This is a genomic window from Azospirillum griseum (assembly GCF_003966125.1).
Classification (GTDB): domain Bacteria; phylum Pseudomonadota; class Alphaproteobacteria; order Azospirillales; family Azospirillaceae; genus Azospirillum; species Azospirillum griseum.
On sequence record NZ_RXMA01000004.1, the window covers coordinates 72,732 to 90,380 of the forward strand.

Here is a 17,649-nt window from a genome sequence, read left to right on the forward strand (position 1 = left end):
GCTGGCCGGGTCCGCCCAATCGCGCTATAGGAGCCGCCGTCTTTGTCTCCAACAGCCAGCGCGGATTCCCCTGCCAATGCTGTCCATCAGCCAGCGCATCGCCGACGAACTGTCGGTTCGTGAAGCCCAAGTCGCCGCCGCCGTCGGCCTGCTTGATGAGGGATCGACCGTTCCCTTCATCGCCCGCTACCGCAAGGAAGCCACCGGCGGGCTGGACGACACGCAGCTCCGCACCCTGGAGGAGCGGTTGGGCTATCTGCGCGAGTTGGAAGACCGCCGAGCCACCATCCTGTCCACCATCCAGGAACAGGGCAAGCTGACGCCGGAGCTGGACCGCCAGATCCGGCAGGCCGACACCAAGACCCGGCTGGAGGATCTCTACCTCCCCTACAAGCAGAAGCGCCGGACCAAGGCGCAGATCGCGCGCGAAGCCGGGTTGGAGCCGCTGGCCGACGCGTTGCTGGCCGACCCGACCCGGACGCCGGAGGCCGAGGCCGCTGCCTTCGTCAACGCCGAACGGCAGGTCGCCGACGTTAAGGCGGCGCTGGACGGCGCGCGCCACATCCTGGTTGAACGCTTTGGCGAGGACGCCGAACTGGTCGGCCGTCTGCGCACCGCCATGGCCGAAAAGGGCGTCGTCACCTCCAAGCTGGTGGAGGAGAAGAAGGCCGAAGCGGCGAAATTCGCCGATTACTTCGATTTCTCCGAACAATGGGCCAAGATGCCCTCCCACCGCGCGCTCGCCCTGTTCCGGGGGCGTGCGCAAGGCGTGCTGACCATCGGCCTGGATCTGGTGGTGGAGGACGGGCAACCGCACCCGGCGGAGCGCAGCATCGCCGCCCACACCGGCATCCGCGACCAGGGCCGCCCCGCCGACAAATGGCTGTCGGACGTCGTGCGCTGGACCTGGAAGCTGAAGATCGGCCCGCATGTGGAAACCGATCTGATGGGCGCGCTGCGCGAGCGGGCGGAGGATGAGGCCATCCGCGTCTTCGCCCGCAACCTGCACGATCTGTTGCTCGCCGCCCCCGCCGGGCCGCGCGTGACCATCGGCTTGGATCCGGGCATCCGCACCGGGGTGAAGGTCGCCGTCGTCGATTCCACCGGCAAGCTGGTGGACACCGTCACCATCTACCCGCACGCTCCGCGCAACGATTGGGACGGCTCCATCGCCGTGCTGGCGGCGTTGGCCCATCGCCACAAGGCGGAGCTGATCGCCATCGGCAACGGCACCGCGTCGCGCGAGACGGACAAGCTCGCCGCCGACCTGATGAAGCGCCATCCCGAACTGACCCTCAGCAAGCTGGTGGTCAGCGAGGCCGGGGCGTCGGTCTATTCCGCCTCCGAAACCGCCGCGCTGGAGTTCCCCGGCCTGGACGTGTCGCTGCGTGGCGCGGTGTCCATCGCCCGGCGTCTTCAGGATCCCTTGGCCGAACTGGTGAAGATCGAGCCGAAATCCATCGGCGTCGGCCAGTATCAGCACGATGTCGCGGGCGGCAAGCTGGCCCGCTCGCTCGACGCTGTGGTCGAGGATTGCGTGAACGCGGTGGGCGTCGATCTCAACACCGCGTCGGTTCCGCTGCTGACCCGCGTGTCGGGCCTGAACGAGACCATCGCCCGCAACATTGTGGAGCACCGCGACCGCAACGGGGCCTTCCGCTCGCGCAGGCAATTGCTCGACGTCGCCCGGCTGGGGCCGAAGACCTTCGAACAGGCGGCGGGCTTCCTGCGCATCCGCGCCGGAGACAACCCGCTCGACGGCTCGGCGGTCCACCCGGAAGCCTATCCGGTGGTGGAACGCATCCTGAAGACGACCGGCAAGGATCTGGGCAGCGTCATCGGCGACGCCCGTTTCCTGCGTGGCCTGAACGCGGAGGAGTTCACCGACGCGCGGTTCGGCGTGCCGACGGTCGAGGACATCATCAAGGAATTGGAGAAGCCCGGTCGCGATCCCCGCCCGGAGTTCAAGACTGCCACCTTCCAGGAGGGGGTCGAGGAGCTGAAGGATCTGAAGGTCGGCATGATCCTGGAAGGGGTGGCGACCAACATCACCGCCTTCGGGGCCTTTGTCGACATCGGTGTGCACCAGGATGGTCTGGTCCACATCTCCCAACTGTCCACGACCTTCGTCAAGGACCCGCACAGCGTGGTGAAGGCGGGCGACGTGGTGAAGGTGAAGGTGCTGGAGGTGGACATCCCGCGCAAGCGCATCGCCCTGACCATGCGCCTGAGCGACGCCCCGCCCCGCCCCGCCCCTGGCGAGCGTAGCGGGACGGAGCGCACCGGTACGGGCAACCGTCCGCAAGGCAACCGTCCGCCGGGACAATCTGACCGCCAGCCTGACCGCCGCCCGGCCCCGCCGCCGCCCGCCGCCGCCAAGGCTCCCGCCAAACCGGCGGCCAAACCGGCCCCGGAGCCGCTCAACAACGCCTTTGCCGAAGCCTTCGCCCGGGCGCAGACGAAGAAGCGCTGACGGGTCGCTGAGAACACCGCCCGGCCCCCTGCGGGCCGGGCGGTGCGTCCGTCACCCTTGCGGTGCGGCGTCGGCCACCAGACGCAGGCCAAGCCCGCCCATGGCCAGCGCGGCCAGCCGGTCCACCCGGCTTTTGGAACGCAGATAGGCCGCGCGCGGCTGTTCGGCGGAAAAGGCCAGGGCAACGACGCTGTACCACCCGGTTTCGATGAGTAGGACCGAGGGCGGGATCGCCAACAGCAGCCAGCTTGCCGGATCGGCGGGCAGCAGGGCGGCGAAAATGCTGCCATAAACCACGGCGGTTTTCGGGTTGCTGACCTGGGTGACGAATCCCAGCGCGCAGGCGCGCGCCAACCCCTTGGGCGTGGTTGGCCCCTCCACACTCATCGGCAAGGGATCCGCCGCCCCGCGCCACAGCCGGTAGGCCATCCACAGCAGATACAGCCCGCCCGCCGTCTTCAGGGCCGCGTACAGCCAACCCACCTGCGTCAGCAGGCTGTGCAGCCCCAGCAGCGCCAGGGTGGCGAACAGCACGCCGCCCATCCCCATGCCGACCGCCGCCGCCAGACCGGCGCGGCGCGACACCGACACCGAACTGCGCGCGACCATCAGAAAGCTCGGTCCCGGGCTGGCCGCCCCGATCGCCAACGCCCCGACGATGCCCGCATACGCCACCAACGGATCCATGCCGCACTCCCTTTTGTTGGTTGTGGCGATGGTTCGGCCACGCCGCATCATGCTAGCGGCGCGGCGGCGCGTCCCCCTCCCCCTTGGCAAGGCGGCCATGCGCGGCCATCTGTGAGGCGCAAGTCGCAACCACAACGCAGGACGCGCGCATCATGATCGTCACCAGCACCGATTCGGTCGAAGGCCGCCGGATCACCCAGTATCTCGGCATGGTCGCGGGCGAGGCCATCGTCGGGGTGAACGTGTTCCGCGATCTCTTTGCCGCCGTGCGCGACATCGTCGGCGGACGCGCCGGGGGCTATCAGGACGCGTTGCGGGAGGCGCGGGAGGCCGCCTTCGCCGATCTGACCGAGTCAGCCCGCGCGTTGGGAGCGGACGCCGTGGTGGGTGTCGATGTGGATTACGAGGTTCTCGGCAAGGAAAACGGCATGCTGATGGTGTCGATCAACGGCACGGCGGTGCGCCTGTTGTAACCCATTGGTCACGCAACGCCGCTGGACAGCGCCGATGGCTTCCGTAAACTCCCGGTCCACAACATGAATCGGGAGGACGGGGCGATGCGGCAGGGGGCAACGGGGGCGTTGGGGCAAATCAAGCGGACTGGCGGCGGGCTGGGCAGCCGCCTGGCGCGCTGCGTCAGCGCGGCGGCGCTGGCGATGGGAATGCTGGCGGCGTCGCCGGTGTTTGCCTTGGACGGCATTGTCGAAAAGAAGACGTTCGAGATGCCGTCCCTCACCACCACCGGCGGGGCGACGATCAAGAACGTCCGCGTCGGCTGGGAAAGCTATGGCAAGCTGAACGACGCCAAGGACAACGTCATCCTGCTGACCCATTTCTTCAGCGGCAGCAGCCACGCCGCCGGGAAATACAAGGCGGAGGACGCGGCCCCCGGCTATTGGGACAGCATCGTCGGCCCCGGCAAGCCGCTGGACACCGACAAATACTTCATCATCAGCTCGGACACGCTGGTCAATCTGTCGGCCAAGGATCCCACCGTCATCACCACCGGTCCGGCCAGCATCAACCCGGACACCGGCAAGCCCTATGGCCTGACCTTCCCCGTCGTCACCATCCGCGACTTCGTCAACGTGCAAAAGGGCTTGCTCGACAGCCTGGGCGTCACCGGCGTGCAGGCGGTGATGGGCGGGTCGATGGGGTCGCTTCAGGCGCTGGAATGGGGCGTGGCCTATCCCGAGATGGTCAAGCGCGTCATCGCCGTGATCGGCGGGGCGGAGGCCGACCCCTTCCTGATCGGCTGGCTCAATCTGTGGGCGGCCCCGATCAAGCTCGATCCCAACTGGAACAACGGTGATTACTACGGCAAGACCGAGCCGAAAGCCGGTCTGACCGAAGCGCTGAAGCTGGTGACGCTGCACGCCCGCCATTGGAAATGGGCCGACGCCGCCTTTGGCCGCAAATGGGCGGAAGAGGGCAAGGATCCGCGCGCGGCGCTGGGCAACCAATACGCCATCGAAGCGTGGCTGGACAAGGCCGCCGCCGGGCGCGCCGCCGTCAGCGACGCCAACCATTTCCTGTATCTGGTCAAGGCCAGCCAGACCTATGTCATGGGCAACGGCGCGTCGCTGGAAGAGGGGCTGGCCAAGCTGAAGGCCCCCACCCTGCTCATCCCGTCGGCGGACGACATGGTGTTCCCGCCCGAACGCGGCATGCGCCCGTTGAAGGACCGTTTGGAAAAGCAGGGTGTGGCGGTGGAGTACACCGACGCCATCACCTCCACGCTTGGCCATCTGGACGGGGTTGCCAACATCGCCAAGGCGGGCGACAGCATCGCCAAATTCCTGGCAAAGTGACTTTGGCCGACTGACCAGGGCAGCGGGGGCGGTTCACGCCTCCGCTCCCTCGGGTCATGGCATCAGCCGTTGAAGCTCAACAGGCTGGGAGCCTTGTCGATGATCTCTTCCAGAATCATCGACGCGGTTTCCAGGTCGCGTTCCAGTTCCGGCCCCAGCTTGCCCGCGTAGGCCGGGTTGTTCAGCTTCTGGCTGGCGTCGTGCAGACTGCGCAACTCCGACACGAAAATCTCGCGCGCGCCCATTGGCAAAACCGAATTGGCGGACAGAACGAAGAAGAATCGCATGCTCGCGCGCACCAACAACGCCAGCATCACCATGTCCAGCCGTTCGAACTGATCGCGCAAGTCATCAGACCGCGAATCCACCAGATTGCGAAGGCGTTGCTCAATCAAAATAACAAGCGCCTGAAACTCCCCAACCTTGTCGCGAAACTCCCGATACGCGCTGAAGCTGTGTTTGCTCGCCTCACGTTCAGCCAACGCCGCGAGTTTGGAAGCATCGCGACACTGACGCTCCAACGCACCCAGCAATTCTTTGACTTCGGCGCGTGTGTATTGACGCTTGCTCATGGCACTCGAACAGACAAGGGACGGAAACAGATCTCAGGACTTATAGCACAACCCGCGAAGGCCAGCCTATCGCCCTCTCAACCCGTCTGCGACTCTTGTCTGCCGTCACTTCAGTGATCGGCGGCCACAGGCGCACCGGGACGACGGACCAGGGGCATGAACAGCAGAGCCGAAAAGAACACCCCGGCCATCAGCAGCAGGCAATCGTTGAAGGTGAGGACCAGCGCCTCCCGCTGCATCATCCCGACCAGCTTGGCCATGGCGGCGGCGTTGGCGTCGGCCACCAGACCGTCAAAGCTCGCGGCCAGACCGTCCAGCGTTTGTTGAACCTCGGCCCGTGCCAGATTGAGGTTGTCGCCCAGGCGGTTGGTGTGCAGCGCCAGCCGGTCGGTCAGCACCGTGTTGATCGCCGCCAGACCGATGGCCCCGCCCAAATTGCGCATCAGGTTGTACAGGCCCGAGGCATTCTTCAGCTTGTCCGGCGACAGGGTCCCCAGCGCAATGCTGTTGATCGGGATGAAGCACAGCATCAGCGACAGGCCGCGCACCGCCTGCGGCACAAACAACTCCCAAAAGCTGCTCTGGTTGGTCAGATGGCTGTTCAGCCAGACGCCGGTCCCGAACAGAACCAGACCAATGCCCAGCATTGCCCGCAGATCGAGCTTTTTCGACAGCGCCCCGGCGATGGGGGCGGACAGGAATTGGAACACGCCGGTCACGAACATGATCGTGCCGATTTGCAGGCTGTTGTAGCCGCGCACCCGCGCCAGAAACAGCGGCTGGAGATAGACCGATCCATACAGCCCCACCCCGATGATGAAGCTGTAGAGCGAGCCGATGGCGAAATTCCGGTCGGCGAAGGCCCGCAATTCGACGATCGGGTTGCGGTAGCTCAGAACCCGCCAGAAGAAGCCGACGCCGCCGACCGCCGCCACCACGGCCAGCATCGCCACCGCCTCATCCTCGAACCAATCGTTGCGCGGTCCCTCCTCCACCACATATTCCAGGCTTCCGAGAAAGGCCGCCATCAGGGCAAGACCCAGGAAATCGAACCCCTTGCGCAGCTCCGGATTGGGGCGGTCCACATCGACCAGGACCCACACCAGGGTGGTGACGATGATGCCCGGCACCACGTTGGCCAGGAACAGCCAGTGCCAGGACAGGCTTTGCGTCAGCCATCCGCCCAGCGTCGGGCCGATGGTGGGGGCCATCGTCGCCACCAGCCCGATCATCACCGACACGCCCGCCCGCTTTTCCGGCGGGAAAATGGCGAAGCTGGTGGCGAAAACGGTGGGGATCATTGCGCCACCGATGAAGCCCTGCAACGCCCGCCACACGATCATCGAGCCGATGCCGCTGGAAAAGGCGCAAGCCACGCTGGTCAGGGTGAAACCGGCGGCGGCGATGGTGAACAGAACGCGGGTGGACAGGATGCGCGAGAGGATCCCGGACAGCGGGATCATCACCACCTCGGCGATCAGATAGGAGGTCTGCACCCACGAGATTTCATCGGACGACGCCGCCAACCCCGCCTGAATTTCCGACAGGGAGCTGGACACGATCTGAATGTCGAGAATCGCCATGAACATGCCGACCACCATGGCGAAGAAGCCGATGCGGTCGCGCGCGGTCAGGGCGCGCGGCCCGGCGGAGTGGGGCGAAGCGGTCATGGAGAAGGATCCCTTGGGGGTGTTCCTTGGGGGGCGTTCTGGAACCGGTGCTGCTTGAACAGCGGGTTATTTGGCGGCAACCGCCTGCTTGCTGACCAACGCGCCAAAGACGCCGCCGTTCAGGGCGTGGGCGCTGTGGTCGCCGCTGCGGGTGTCCACCTCCGCCACCACCGACAGCCCGGGGCGCAGCAGGCCCGACAGGGCGTTGTCGCGCGGCAGGGCGATCCGCACCGGAACCCGCTGAACGATCTTGGTGAAATTGCCGGTCGCGTTTTCCGGCGGCAGCAGCGAGAATTTCGATCCGGAGGCCGGGGCGAAGCTTTCCACCGTGCCGTCCAGCTTTTGGCCGGGGAAGGCATCGACCGACACCGCCACGCTTTGCCCGGGCCGCATGTGGGCAAGCTGGGTTTCCTTGAAATTGGCGACGATGTAGACGTCCGGCAGCGGGACCAGCGCCAGCATCTGCACGCCGGGCCGGGCGTATTGGCCGACCTGCACGCCCCGGTTTCCAACCACCCCATCCACCGCCGCGCGGATGACGGTGTTGTTCAGGTCGCTGCGGGCGCTGTCCAGCGCCGCCTCGGCCTGGGCCAAGCGCGCTTCGGTTTCTGTGCGGGTGGCGCGTAGAACGTTGACCTGATCGTGTTCGGCGGCCAGGGCGGCGCGGGCCTTGGCCACCTGGGCCACCGCCTTGCGCAGATCCGCGTCGGAGGTCTCCAGCTTTTGCCGGCTGGTCCAACTGTCGCTGGCCAGCGACCGGTTCCGGTCAAAATCCTGCTGGGCGCGGCGCTGCTCGGCCTCCGCGCTCGCCAGGGTGGCGGCGGCCTGATCGATGATGGCGCGTTGCAGTTCCAGCTTGCTGTCCAGCGTCCCGAGCGCTGCCTTTTGCGCGGCCACCGCTGCTTCGGATTCCAGCAGCTTGGACCGGAAATCACGGTCGTCCAGCACCGCCAGCACGTCACCCGCACGCACCAACTGGTTTTCGGCGACCCGGACCTCGCGGACATAGGCCGAGACCTTCGGGCTGACGATGGTGATGTCGCTTTGCACATACGCGTTGTCGGTCGATTCCAGGAACCGCCCGGTGGTCCACCACCCATAGCCGCTGTACCCGGCACCGCTCAACGCCGCGATCCCGACCGCCGACAGAATGAGTTTCCGAACGCCCGTCGCCATCACCATCCATCCTTCGCACCCGGATCGGTTCGGCCCTGGTGCCTGCGGTCTGTCGCCGCACCACAAACTGAACCGTTCAGTTTAGTCTTGCCGGAGGATGGAGCGTCGACTACATCTTGTCAAGACCGAACTGAACGGTTTAGTTCTTAGAAGAGGGTTGTCGTCCGATGCGGAACGCGGTAGGGGCGATGCGGATTGCAACAGACGAGGCGTGCATGACCATTCTGGTGGCTCCTAAGCCCGAAGCGGGTTCCAAACCGGCCCAAATCCTGGAGGCCGCCGGAAGACTGTTTCTTGAAAACGGCTATGGCGCGGTCAGCATGGACGCGGTCTCGAAAAAGGCCAACGTGTCCAAGGCGACCTTGTACGCCCATTTCGGCAGCAAGGATGAGCTGTTCCGGGCGATGGTGGCCTGCGAATGCGCCAGTTCCACCCTGGAAGGCATCTGGGACCGGGCGATGGCGATGCCCGCCGCCGATGGGTTGCGCCTGATCGGCATCACCTTCGTCACATTCGTGCTGTCGCCCAAGGCGCTGGCCGTGCACCGCGTGGTGCTGGGCGAGGCGCACCGCTTTCCCGAACTGGCCCGCGCCTTTTACGAAGCGGGACCGGCGCTGATGGTGGCGCGGGTCAGCGCTTATCTGGAGGCGTTGAACGGCCGGGGGGAATTGGCGATTCCCGACATTGACCTCGCCACCCAGCAGTTTTTCGGCCTCATCAAGGCCAACCTGCACATGAAGCTGTTGTTGTGCCTGACCGAACGCCCCAGCGAGGCCACCATTCAGCGCTTCGTCGACGCCGCCGTCGATCTGTTCGTTCGGGGCTATGCCCCATCGGCAATCTGAGGGAACCCATTGCCCTAAGGGGTAGGCCACCTTGTCATCGGGAGTTGCATCGGCTAGCGTCCTCGCCATACAGGCGTAATCAGCTCGGCTGGAAAGGCGCATGAACGTCGATACGATTGTCATCGCGCTGGTGATCGCGGTGGTGGGGCTGGCCATCGGGGTGTCGGTGCTGCTGGCGTCCCTGAACTACCCGCGTCACATCCGTCACGCGCTGCAATCCTATGGCTACAGCAAGCTGTTGCTGGCGGTGGCGTTCATGATCGGGGCGTTCCGCGCCAATCTGCCAGCGGACGTTTTTGTGCCGCTGGCCAACGGGCTGGGCGGTGCATCGGTAACGCTGAATTACGTGTCCATTCGTCGTCTTCAGGAAAAACACGCGCCGCGCCGCTTCGCCCTTTGGGTCGGGGCGCTGTTGACGCTGGCGTGTTGCGCGGCGCTGCAAGTCAGCCCGAACGACCTGAATCTGGTGCGGACGATCAGCAGCGCCCTGCTGTGTGTGCTTTTGTTGCTCATCACCGTTGAGTTGCTGGTGTTGTACCAGGGGCGCGGCGTGGCGCATGTCATGTCCGGGGCGATCCTGCTGATGAATTTCGTCGCCCTGTCGGTGCGGGTGTGGATGAACGTCCGCTACATCGGCCCGGCCGACGACGCCGCGCTGAGCGAAACGGTGGAGCGCGTGGTCTATGCGGCCGTGTTCATCACCAACGTCATCGGGCCAGTGGTGTTTCTGCTGATGGCCAGCGATTCTTTCAACCGCGAACTGCAAGTGCTGGCCAACACCGATGGCCTGACCGGCGTGCTGACCCGCCGACGCTTTTTGGAGTTGGCGGAGATCGAGTTCGTCCGGGCCAAACGCTATGGCCGCCCGCTGACCCTGCTGATCCTCGACATCGACCGCTTCAAGAGCATCAACGACCGCGCCGGGCACCCGTTTGGCGACCGGGTCATCAAGGCGGTGGCGCAATGCTGCACCACCCATCTGCGGCCTGAGGATGCCATCGGCCGCCTGGGTGGGGAGGAGTTCGCCGTTCTGCTGCCGGAAAGTGGGCAGGAGGCGGGGGAACGCATCGCCGAGCGGCTGCGGGCCACCATCGAAGAGAGCGTTGGCGCGCTGGGGGCCGAACAAGGGGTGGCGGTGACGTGCAGCGTCGGCGGTGTGGCGCTGAGTTCCCATCACGGCGGCCTGTCCACCCTGATCGAGCTGGCCGACGCGGCGCTGTACGAGGCCAAGGACCGGGGGCGCAACCGGGTCTGCTTCGCCAACGCCCCCATCACCCGCAGCCTGTCCATGCAAGCCTGACGGCGGGCTTGTGAGAAAGACGGGTCTGCGCCAAGCCCGGCTTTACGCCCGCCCCGGCTTGCCCCATTATCCGCGCCACCCGCCCGGACGGCGATGCCGGGCCTTTTGACGAACAGAGCAGATGGTCGCGGTTCTTTCCAATCTCGGGTCCGGCGGGCTGGAGCCTCAGCGCGCGCAACTCACCCTCGGCACCAAATTCCGGCTCATCAATTGGGGGCTGGTTCTGCTGGTGGCCGTCATCACCTCGGTCGGGGTGGCGTTGCTCTATTCGGCGGCGGGCGGGCATTGGAAGCCCTGGGCGCAGCCGCAGTTGGTGCGCGCGGTTCCCGGCTTCGTGCTGATGCTGACCATCGCCCTGATCGACGTCCGCCACCTGATGAAATCGGCCTACATCATCTTTTTCCTGGTGCTGTGCCTGCTGGTGGCGGTGGAGATGATGGGCCGCATCGGCATGGGGGCGCAGCGCTGGATCGATCTGGGATTCTTCCAGCTTCAGCCGTCGGAACTGATGAAACCGGCGCTGACGCTGGCGCTGGCCCGCTATTTCCACGGCATCACGCTGGACCAGATCGGGCGGCCGTTGCTGCTGATTCCGCCCCTGCTGCTGGTCTTCACACCGGTGGCCTTTGTGCTGATGCAGCCCAATCTCGGCACCTCGCTGTTGCTGATCATGGGCAGCGGGGCGGTGTTCTTCGCCGCCGGGGTGCGGATTTGGAAGTTCCTGGTGGTGATCGGCGGCGGCGTGGGCGCGATCCCGGTGGCGTGGGAGTTCCTGCACGATTACCAGAAGCAGCGCGTCTACACCTTCCTCGATCCCGAAACCGATCCGCTCGGGGCCGGTTACAACATCCTGCAATCGAAGATCGCGCTGGGATCGGGCGGTCTGTTCGGCAAAGGATTCATGTCCGGCTCGCAAAGCCAGTTGATGTTTTTGCCGGAAAAGCACACCGACTTCATCTTCGTCGTGCTGGCCGAAGAGTTCGGCATGGCCGGGGCGGTGGCGCTGCTGGCGCTCTACCTCATCCTGTTGATTTACGGCTGGGTGATCGCGCTGAGCTGCCGCAGCCAGTTCGCCCGGCTGGTGGCGGTGGGGATGACGACTCAGTTCTTCCTGTACGTCATCGTCAACGTGTCGATGGTGATGGGGCTGATTCCGGTGGTGGGGATTCCGTTGCCGCTGGTGTCCTATGGCGGGTCGGCGATGATGACCCTGATGATCGGCGTCGGTTTGTTGTTGAGCATGTCCGTCCACCGCGAGATCCGCATTCCCAAGAGCGGCGTCACCGAAATGTGAGGGCGACGGTGGGGAGGCGGATCACGCCTCCTCCGCCCCCAGATAGGATTCGATCACGCGGGGATCGGAGACAACCTCGGGTGGTGTTCCGTCGGCGATCTTTTCGCCGTGGTCGAGAACGACGACGTGATCGGACAGCGCCATCACCGCGCGCATCACATGCTCGATCATCAGGATGGTGATGCCCTCGCGCCGGTTCAGGTCGCGCAGCACCGCCACCATGCGGTCCACCTCGGTGGGGCGCAGCCCGGCCAGCACCTCGTCCAGCAGCAGCAGGGTCGGCCGGGTGGCGAGCGCGCGGGCGACCTCCAGCCGCTTGCGGTCGGGCAAGGTCAGGCTGCGGGCCGGGCGCTGCGCCGCGTCGGCCATCTCCAGCCTTTCCAGCAGGGCGCGGGCCTGCCGACGCGCCACCTCGACCGAGCGTTCGCGGGCGAGCGCCCCGACCATCACATTCTCTTCCACCGTCAAGTGCCCAAAGGGCTTGACGATCTGGAAGGTGCGGCCGATCCCGGCGGCGCAGACCTGGTTGGGCTTCAGCCCGGTCAGCCGGGTTCCCTTCAGGGTGACGCTGCCCTCGTCGGGCGGAAACACCCCGGCGATCAGGTTGAAGCTGGTGGTCTTGCCCGCCCCGTTCGGGCCGATCAGCGCCAGGATGCGCCCCTCCGGCACGGTGAAGGACAGGTTCGACACCGCCTTCAGCCCGCGAAACCGCTTGGACAGGGACTCGACGGTCAGCAGGGCGGTGCTCATCGCGCGTCCTCCCCCTCGGCGTTGGCGCGGACCAGACCCAGGCGGCGGGCCAGCCACGGCCACACCCCATCGGGGCGGAACACGACGATCACCACCAGGGCGACGCCGTAGAAGAGTTGCTTCAGCCCCGGCAGCTCCAGCCCGCTCACCTCCAGCAGGAAGGTCAGCCCCTCCCCCATCGGGGTCAGGATGAAGGCCCCCAGGATCGGGCCGATCAGCGTGCCGATGCCGCCGACGATGGCGGGCAGGATGATCTCGATGGACCGGCCCATCGAAAACACCTGCTCCGGGAACAGGTTGTTGAAGTAGAAGGCCTGGAACACCCCGCCCAGCGCGGTCAGGGCGGAGGACACCGCCACGGCGGTCATCCGCGCGGTGAACAGATCGACGCCGACGGCCTCCGCCGCCTCCGCGTCCTCGCGCACCGCCAGCCATTGATAGCCCAAACGGCTGTGCAGCAGCGCCCGCGCCAGCAGCAACGCCGCCCCGGTCAAGGCGAGGATGACGTAATAGAACAGCAGCGGCGAGCCGCGCAGGTTCAGCGGGTCGCTGACCCCGGCCTCCACCGGCAGGAAGAAGCCGCCCGACCCGCCCAGCCATTGGATGTGGTCGAAGCCGACGCGCGCCACCTCGGCAAAGGCGATGGTCAGCAGGGCGAAATGGACGCCCTTGACGCCAAAGCGGAAGCCCAGAAAGCCGATGCCGCAGCCCGCCGCCACCGCGACCAGCATGGCCAGCAGCGCCCCAGCCCAGGGGCCGACGCCGAAATGGACGAACAGCGCGGCGCTGGCGTAGGCCCCCAACCCGACATAGAGCGCGTGGCCCAGCGACAGCAGGCCGGAAAAGCCCATCATCACGTTCCACGCCTGCCCGACATAGGCGAACCACAGCACGGTCGTCAGCACCGACAGCAGATAGCGGTCGGCCACCAGCGGGGCCAGCAGCAGCGCCACCCCGCCCAGCGCCAGCAACGCCGCGCCGCGCCCGGTGGCCGCCCCGGCGTTGGCCCCGCCCAACAGCGCGATGCCGACAGGAGAAGCGCCCCGATTCGTCATGACCGTTTCCCCAGCAGCCCTTGCGGCCGCAGCAGCAGCACCAGGATCAACACGCCATAGCTGAACAGCGATTTCAGCGACGGCGACAGCAGAAAGCCCGCCAGCGTTTCCGACACGCCGATCAGCACCCCGCCCAGCAGCGCGCCGGGCAGGCTGCCCAGCCCGCCGACGATGACGATGATGAAGCTCAACAGCGTGTATTCCGGGGCCAGTTGCGGCCGGGCATCGACCAGCAGCGTCATCAACGCCCCCGCCGCCCCCACCACCGCCGCGCCGATGCCAAAGGTCAGCGCGTACAGCCCATCCAGGTTCAGCCCGACGACGCGCGCGCCCAGCGGGTTGTCGGCGCAGGCGCGGATGGCCTTGCCGGTGCGGGTGAAGCGGAAAAAGGCGAACAGCGCCACGGCGATGCCGATGGCCGCCACCCCGGCGCGCACCCGCACGGCGTCGAGCAGCATCGGCCCGATCTCCAGCGTGTCGAAGCCATAGGGAACCATGACGTTGCGCGAATCCGGCCCGAACAGCATCAGCATGCCGTTGACCAGAATGGTGGCGATGCCCAGCAGCAGGATGAACTGCATGTGCTCCGGCCGCTCGACAAAGCGGTTGACCAGCCCGCGTTGCAGGCCCCAGCCGCAGACGAACAGCAGCGCGGCGACGATGGGGGCCGACAGCAGCGGGTCCAACCCGGCGTAGCCCGCCAGCAGCACCGCGCCATACATCCCCGCCACCATCATTTCGCCATGGGCGAAATTGACGACGCGAACCACGCCAAAAATCACCGACAGCCCCAACGCCGCCAGCCCATAGACCAGCCCGGCGAGCAACCCCGACGCGGCGATGTTCAGGTAATAGTCAATGGGCATACCGGACCGCATGGACAGCACAGGGGAACCAGCGGCGTACCAGCCCCACCCGTTCCAGGCAAGAGAAGATCGCGGCGACGGCGCGGGGGCCGGGTGAATGGACCCTATGAAACATGGTGCAACAGGTTTCGGGCGCGTGTTTCACGGTTCCACGGGGGGGCAGGGGCGGCGTTTGGGCGGGCGAGTGGAACGTTTGAAACACCGTGAAACAGGTTTCCAGCCTGTGTTCCAGTGTTCCACCGTCGCGCAGGGGCTGGGCGGGCGTGGGGGGATGGGCGGGGTGATGGGGGAACGGCATGGCGGCCTCGCGAATAATAGGCTGAAAATCCTATCAGAAGCGCGTGGAGGGAGCCATGGGGCGGTGCAATCGGTCAGAGTCGGGCGGACGATGCCAAGGGAACTCGGGTGATTGGATGGACGCGGATGACCGGGGCGCATTCAATCTCTGAGGATATGTCAAAGTTGGCCCTGCCGATGCCCAGAAAATGACGAAGACCGCTCGCTGAATGTCGACGGCCTCGCTGTCGCGAATAAGTAAATAGGCGGGTTAGTTGGGCCGAAGGGGCCTTGGGTCACAGTTGAAGTGCGGCTTGGCAGCTCATGATTGGTGCTCAAGTACGCCACCAACTTTTCATCGGTTCGATCTACCCCAGGGCGAACGCCGACAGGCATAACCGATGCGATCAACCGCAACCCGTTGAATCCATCACTCCTGCCTGACCTGAACCTTAGTGACGGCACATCAGTCGTTCCCCCAGTTGTATCAGCTTGACGAATGTAATGATGCATGTTACATGAATCCTCATGAACATCGAACGCCGCTTCACTTCTCGGGGGAACCCGTACGCAAAGGTCGCAAAAAGCGCGAATTTTTTTCGCGGCTGCACACCTGCATTGAGCTTTTCTGACGCCGATGACGCCTCAGCCGCTCTGATTTCTGCAGTTTGTTCAAGTGCATTCAAAGATGTTCCTGCCCTTGTAGAAGCAATTGTCGCATGGTCTCTCAATGATAGTCGGTTAATTCGCCAAGCCTTTATTGATCTTTCCAATCTAATCCCAACAAAATACATAGCTGAGTTAGGATTTAATCCTGAACAAGCAGCCCAGCTTACCAAAAAGCAAAGGGCAAATTTTTGGCATAATTTTGCAATTGAACTAACATCAGGTCAAATTGACAACGACACTGAGAGCGAGGAAAGCGAACCAGTTTATGCCGGTGGTGAGGCGCTATTCTCTCTGCCACCCATGGATTTTCGTACAGCAAGCTGGATATGGGGGCTCGACGGCAACGGATTTCGTGCTGACGACAACTTTGTATACGCAATTTATGCCTTTGGGCGCACAGCGTTTTCTCGCGTCGTAGGATGCATCAACCAATCGCGAAAGAGGCAGATCCCCTATCCCGCAAGCCGACCGCCGCTGACGCGTTGGCAGGTTATGACATTCTCATTACAAACTGGGCATCCCCCGCCGCTCTCCACGATAGACAATACCCACCCGAACCAAAAAGGTGAGTTACGGGTGGATTATTCTACTTTTCGTGGAGAAAAAGATGTCCATCGTCAGTTTTGCCGATCAGCAACTCGAAGACCTGTATCGGACAGGTACGTGCCGCAATCGCGGCCCGGACCTTATCGACCGTATTCTAATGGCCCTCGACCGCATGAACGCGGTCACTCGCCTGCAGGATCTGCACTTCCCGCGCTCTCTGCGCCTCACAAAAGATGTGCGTGAGCCCGACCGCTTCCGCATCCACGTCAAGGACTCGACATGGATTACATTCCATTGGCACCACCCGCACTGCATGGATGTGCGGCTCGAATGAACCATTGGAGGGGCGCATGAGCGTCGACCGTCGTCCTCTTGAACGGCGGCCGACGCCGCCCGGCCGATTCATCCAGAACGATATTCTGGAAGAGCATGGTCTCACTCAAGACCAACTCGCTCAGCGGCTACGCGTTTCCCGCTTGACCATCAACGAGCTGGTAAACGGCAAGCGAGCGCTTACCGCTGCAATGGCATTGCGCTTAAGTCAGCTGACTGGCCAATCAATAGAGTATTGGTTAAATCTTCAACAGGCAGTTGATATTTGGGATGCCCGCAGTGCATCAGGTGGCGAAGCCGTGAAGGAAATCGAGCCACTCACCACCTCTTCCAGCTAGATCCGCCGTCATATTGGGGGCACTACTCGAAAGTGATCGGATGGTCCGGAATTGGGAACACTGCGACGAAAACAGCCATTTTTGCGACACTCTGACGTGGACAGCGGCATGAAGGGTTGCATGGTTAGAGGGCATATTCCTGATGCGACGGATGGTGTAAGAGCGCAGTGAGGTGAAAGAGGAAAGTTCGCTTTTAGCGAATATCGCCTTGACGGACAATTCTCCAACAGCGATCATATCTGCATGAAGCTCGTGATCGAAGCCGCTGCGCTGAAGGTTCTGCTCCGCATGCCGAAGGGCGATGCGGCTGGGCTGCGGGACAAGCTGAAGATTTTTGCCGCCGCTCCGTATGACCCGCATCCTTGGGCGAAGGCGTTTGGCGGCGGGCAAGGCCGTATTCGGCATGGCGATTGGCGGGCCGTCTACCAGATCGACGGCGATGCCTTGTTGGTCACGGTGCTGAAGGTTGGGAACCGCAAGGAGGTCTATCGATGAATGCCCTGCCGATCACGCCGATTGCCGAGACGGCGGACAGCGTCACCCTCAGCCGGGCTGATTTCGAGGCTCTGGCCGATCTGGTGGCGGACGCCCAGGATCTCGCCGACGCCGAAGCCGTCAAGGCGCGGTTGGCGGCGGGGGAGACGGAGGCGTTTCCGTTTGAGGTCGCGGACCGCATCCTGGATGGGGAGCATCCGGTTGCGGTGTTCCGCGCGCATCGCGGATTGACCGCGCGCGGGCTGGCGGACGCCGCTGGCGTGGCTCCGTCCTATCTGTCTGAGATTGAGAACGGGAAAAAGCCCGGCAGCTTTGACGCGATGGCCCGCATCGCCGAGGCGCTTCGGGTGCCGCTGGATCTGCTGGCGCGTCCCTGAACGGGGTGGGATTGGGGTTGGTTGGGGTGGCTCCGCGACCAAAAGGACAGGTCTCGCGGCTTACCGGCGTTTCCCCCTCACCCAACCCTCTCCCCGGTGGGGAGAGGGCTTTTTGG

Annotated in this window: 17 protein-coding genes; 10 read left to right on the forward strand and 7 right to left on the reverse strand. The window is 64.6% G+C overall.

The window, feature by feature from the left end; all coding sequences use genetic code 11:
• Positions 1-76 precede the first annotated feature (76 nt).
• On the forward strand, positions 77-2,473 hold the full coding sequence (locus tag EJ903_RS06210) for a Tex family protein (protein ID WP_126613190.1): 2,397 nt from the start codon (positions 77-79) through the stop codon (positions 2,471-2,473).
• Positions 2,474-2,524: 51 nt separating this feature from the next.
• Here the strand turns inward: EJ903_RS06210 and EJ903_RS06215 are convergent, their stop codons facing one another.
• Entirely contained in the window at positions 2,525-3,160 is a 636-nt protein-coding gene (locus EJ903_RS06215; RefSeq protein WP_126613192.1) for a LysE family translocator, read from the reverse strand.
• Positions 3,161-3,312: 152 nt separating this feature from the next.
• On the opposite strand from EJ903_RS06215, the gene EJ903_RS06220 reads away from it, so the two are divergent.
• Positions 3,313-3,633, forward strand: coding sequence for a heavy metal-binding domain-containing protein (locus EJ903_RS06220; RefSeq protein ID WP_126613194.1), 321 nt, complete (start codon positions 3,313-3,315; stop codon positions 3,631-3,633).
• Positions 3,634-3,696: 63 nt separating this feature from the next.
• Positions 3,697-4,971 carry an E22 family MetX-like putative esterase gene (locus tag EJ903_RS06225; RefSeq protein WP_246015244.1) on the forward strand — a complete coding sequence of 425 codons (1,275 nt, stop codon included), beginning with the start codon at positions 3,697-3,699 and terminating at the stop codon, positions 4,969-4,971.
• 62 nt (positions 4,972-5,033) lie between these two features.
• Here EJ903_RS06225 and EJ903_RS06230 read toward each other — a convergent pair whose 3' ends face one another.
• The 3 genes from EJ903_RS06230 to EJ903_RS06240 form a co-directional block, all read right to left on the reverse strand.
• Complete coding sequence (locus tag EJ903_RS06230) at positions 5,034-5,543, reverse strand: hypothetical protein (protein WP_126613196.1); 510 nt, start codon at positions 5,541-5,543, stop codon at positions 5,034-5,036.
• Positions 5,544-5,653: 110 nt separating this feature from the next.
• Complete coding sequence (locus tag EJ903_RS06235; protein WP_126613198.1) at positions 5,654-7,213, reverse strand: DHA2 family efflux MFS transporter permease subunit; 1,560 nt, start codon at positions 7,211-7,213, stop codon at positions 5,654-5,656.
• A gap of 66 nt (positions 7,214-7,279) precedes the next feature.
• Positions 7,280-8,389: an HlyD family secretion protein gene (locus EJ903_RS06240; protein ID WP_126613200.1), complete on the reverse strand. Its 1,110-nt coding sequence runs from the start codon at positions 8,387-8,389 to the stop codon at positions 7,280-7,282.
• Between the two features lie 215 nt (positions 8,390-8,604).
• On the opposite strand from EJ903_RS06240, the gene EJ903_RS06245 reads away from it, so the two are divergent.
• The 3 genes from EJ903_RS06245 (at position 8,605) to rodA (ending at position 11,828) form a co-directional block, all read left to right on the forward strand.
• A complete protein-coding gene (locus EJ903_RS06245) occupies positions 8,605-9,234 on the forward strand; it encodes a TetR/AcrR family transcriptional regulator (protein ID WP_126613202.1) in 630 nt (209 codons plus the stop codon).
• Positions 9,235-9,334: 100 nt separating this feature from the next.
• Positions 9,335-10,534, forward strand: coding sequence for a GGDEF domain-containing protein (locus EJ903_RS06250; RefSeq protein ID WP_126613204.1), 1,200 nt, complete (start codon positions 9,335-9,337; stop codon positions 10,532-10,534).
• A 121-nt stretch (positions 10,535-10,655) separates the two neighbouring features.
• Positions 10,656-11,828 carry a rod shape-determining protein RodA gene (rodA, locus tag EJ903_RS06255; protein WP_126613205.1) on the forward strand — a complete coding sequence of 391 codons (1,173 nt, stop codon included), beginning with the start codon at positions 10,656-10,658 and terminating at the stop codon, positions 11,826-11,828.
• A 21-nt stretch (positions 11,829-11,849) separates the two neighbouring features.
• Here the strand turns inward: rodA and EJ903_RS06260 are convergent, their stop codons facing one another.
• From EJ903_RS06260 to EJ903_RS06270, 3 genes are read right to left on the reverse strand one after another with little or no spacing between them, the layout of a single operon-like run.
• Entirely contained in the window at positions 11,850-12,578 is a 729-nt protein-coding gene (locus tag EJ903_RS06260) for an ABC transporter ATP-binding protein (RefSeq protein ID WP_126613207.1), read from the reverse strand.
• Complete coding sequence (locus tag EJ903_RS06265; RefSeq protein ID WP_126613209.1) at positions 12,575-13,633, reverse strand: branched-chain amino acid ABC transporter permease; 1,059 nt, start codon at positions 13,631-13,633, stop codon at positions 12,575-12,577. Before EJ903_RS06265 ends, EJ903_RS06260 begins: the two co-directional genes overlap by 4 nt.
• Entirely contained in the window at positions 13,630-14,499 is an 870-nt protein-coding gene (locus EJ903_RS06270) for a branched-chain amino acid ABC transporter permease (RefSeq protein ID WP_126613211.1), read from the reverse strand. Before EJ903_RS06270 ends, EJ903_RS06265 begins: the two co-directional genes overlap by 4 nt.
• 804 nt (positions 14,500-15,303) lie before the next feature.
• Between EJ903_RS06270 and EJ903_RS06275 the strand changes: the two genes are divergently transcribed.
• From EJ903_RS06275 to EJ903_RS06290, 4 genes are all read left to right on the forward strand, one after another.
• Positions 15,304-16,233 (forward strand): hypothetical protein, encoded by a 930-nt coding sequence (locus tag EJ903_RS06275; protein WP_126613213.1) that lies wholly within the window; start codon positions 15,304-15,306, stop codon positions 16,231-16,233.
• Between the two features lie 107 nt (positions 16,234-16,340).
• Positions 16,341-16,661: a HigA family addiction module antitoxin gene (locus tag EJ903_RS06280; protein WP_126613215.1), complete on the forward strand. Its 321-nt coding sequence runs from the start codon at positions 16,341-16,343 to the stop codon at positions 16,659-16,661.
• A gap of 243 nt (positions 16,662-16,904) precedes the next feature.
• Positions 16,905-17,156 (forward strand): type II toxin-antitoxin system RelE family toxin, encoded by a 252-nt coding sequence (locus EJ903_RS06285; RefSeq protein WP_126613217.1) that lies wholly within the window; start codon positions 16,905-16,907, stop codon positions 17,154-17,156.
• Positions 17,153-17,533, forward strand: coding sequence for a helix-turn-helix domain-containing protein (locus EJ903_RS06290; RefSeq protein WP_126613219.1), 381 nt, complete (start codon positions 17,153-17,155; stop codon positions 17,531-17,533). The genes EJ903_RS06285 and EJ903_RS06290 overlap by 4 nt, the downstream gene beginning before the upstream one ends.
• Positions 17,534-17,649 lie beyond the last annotated feature (116 nt).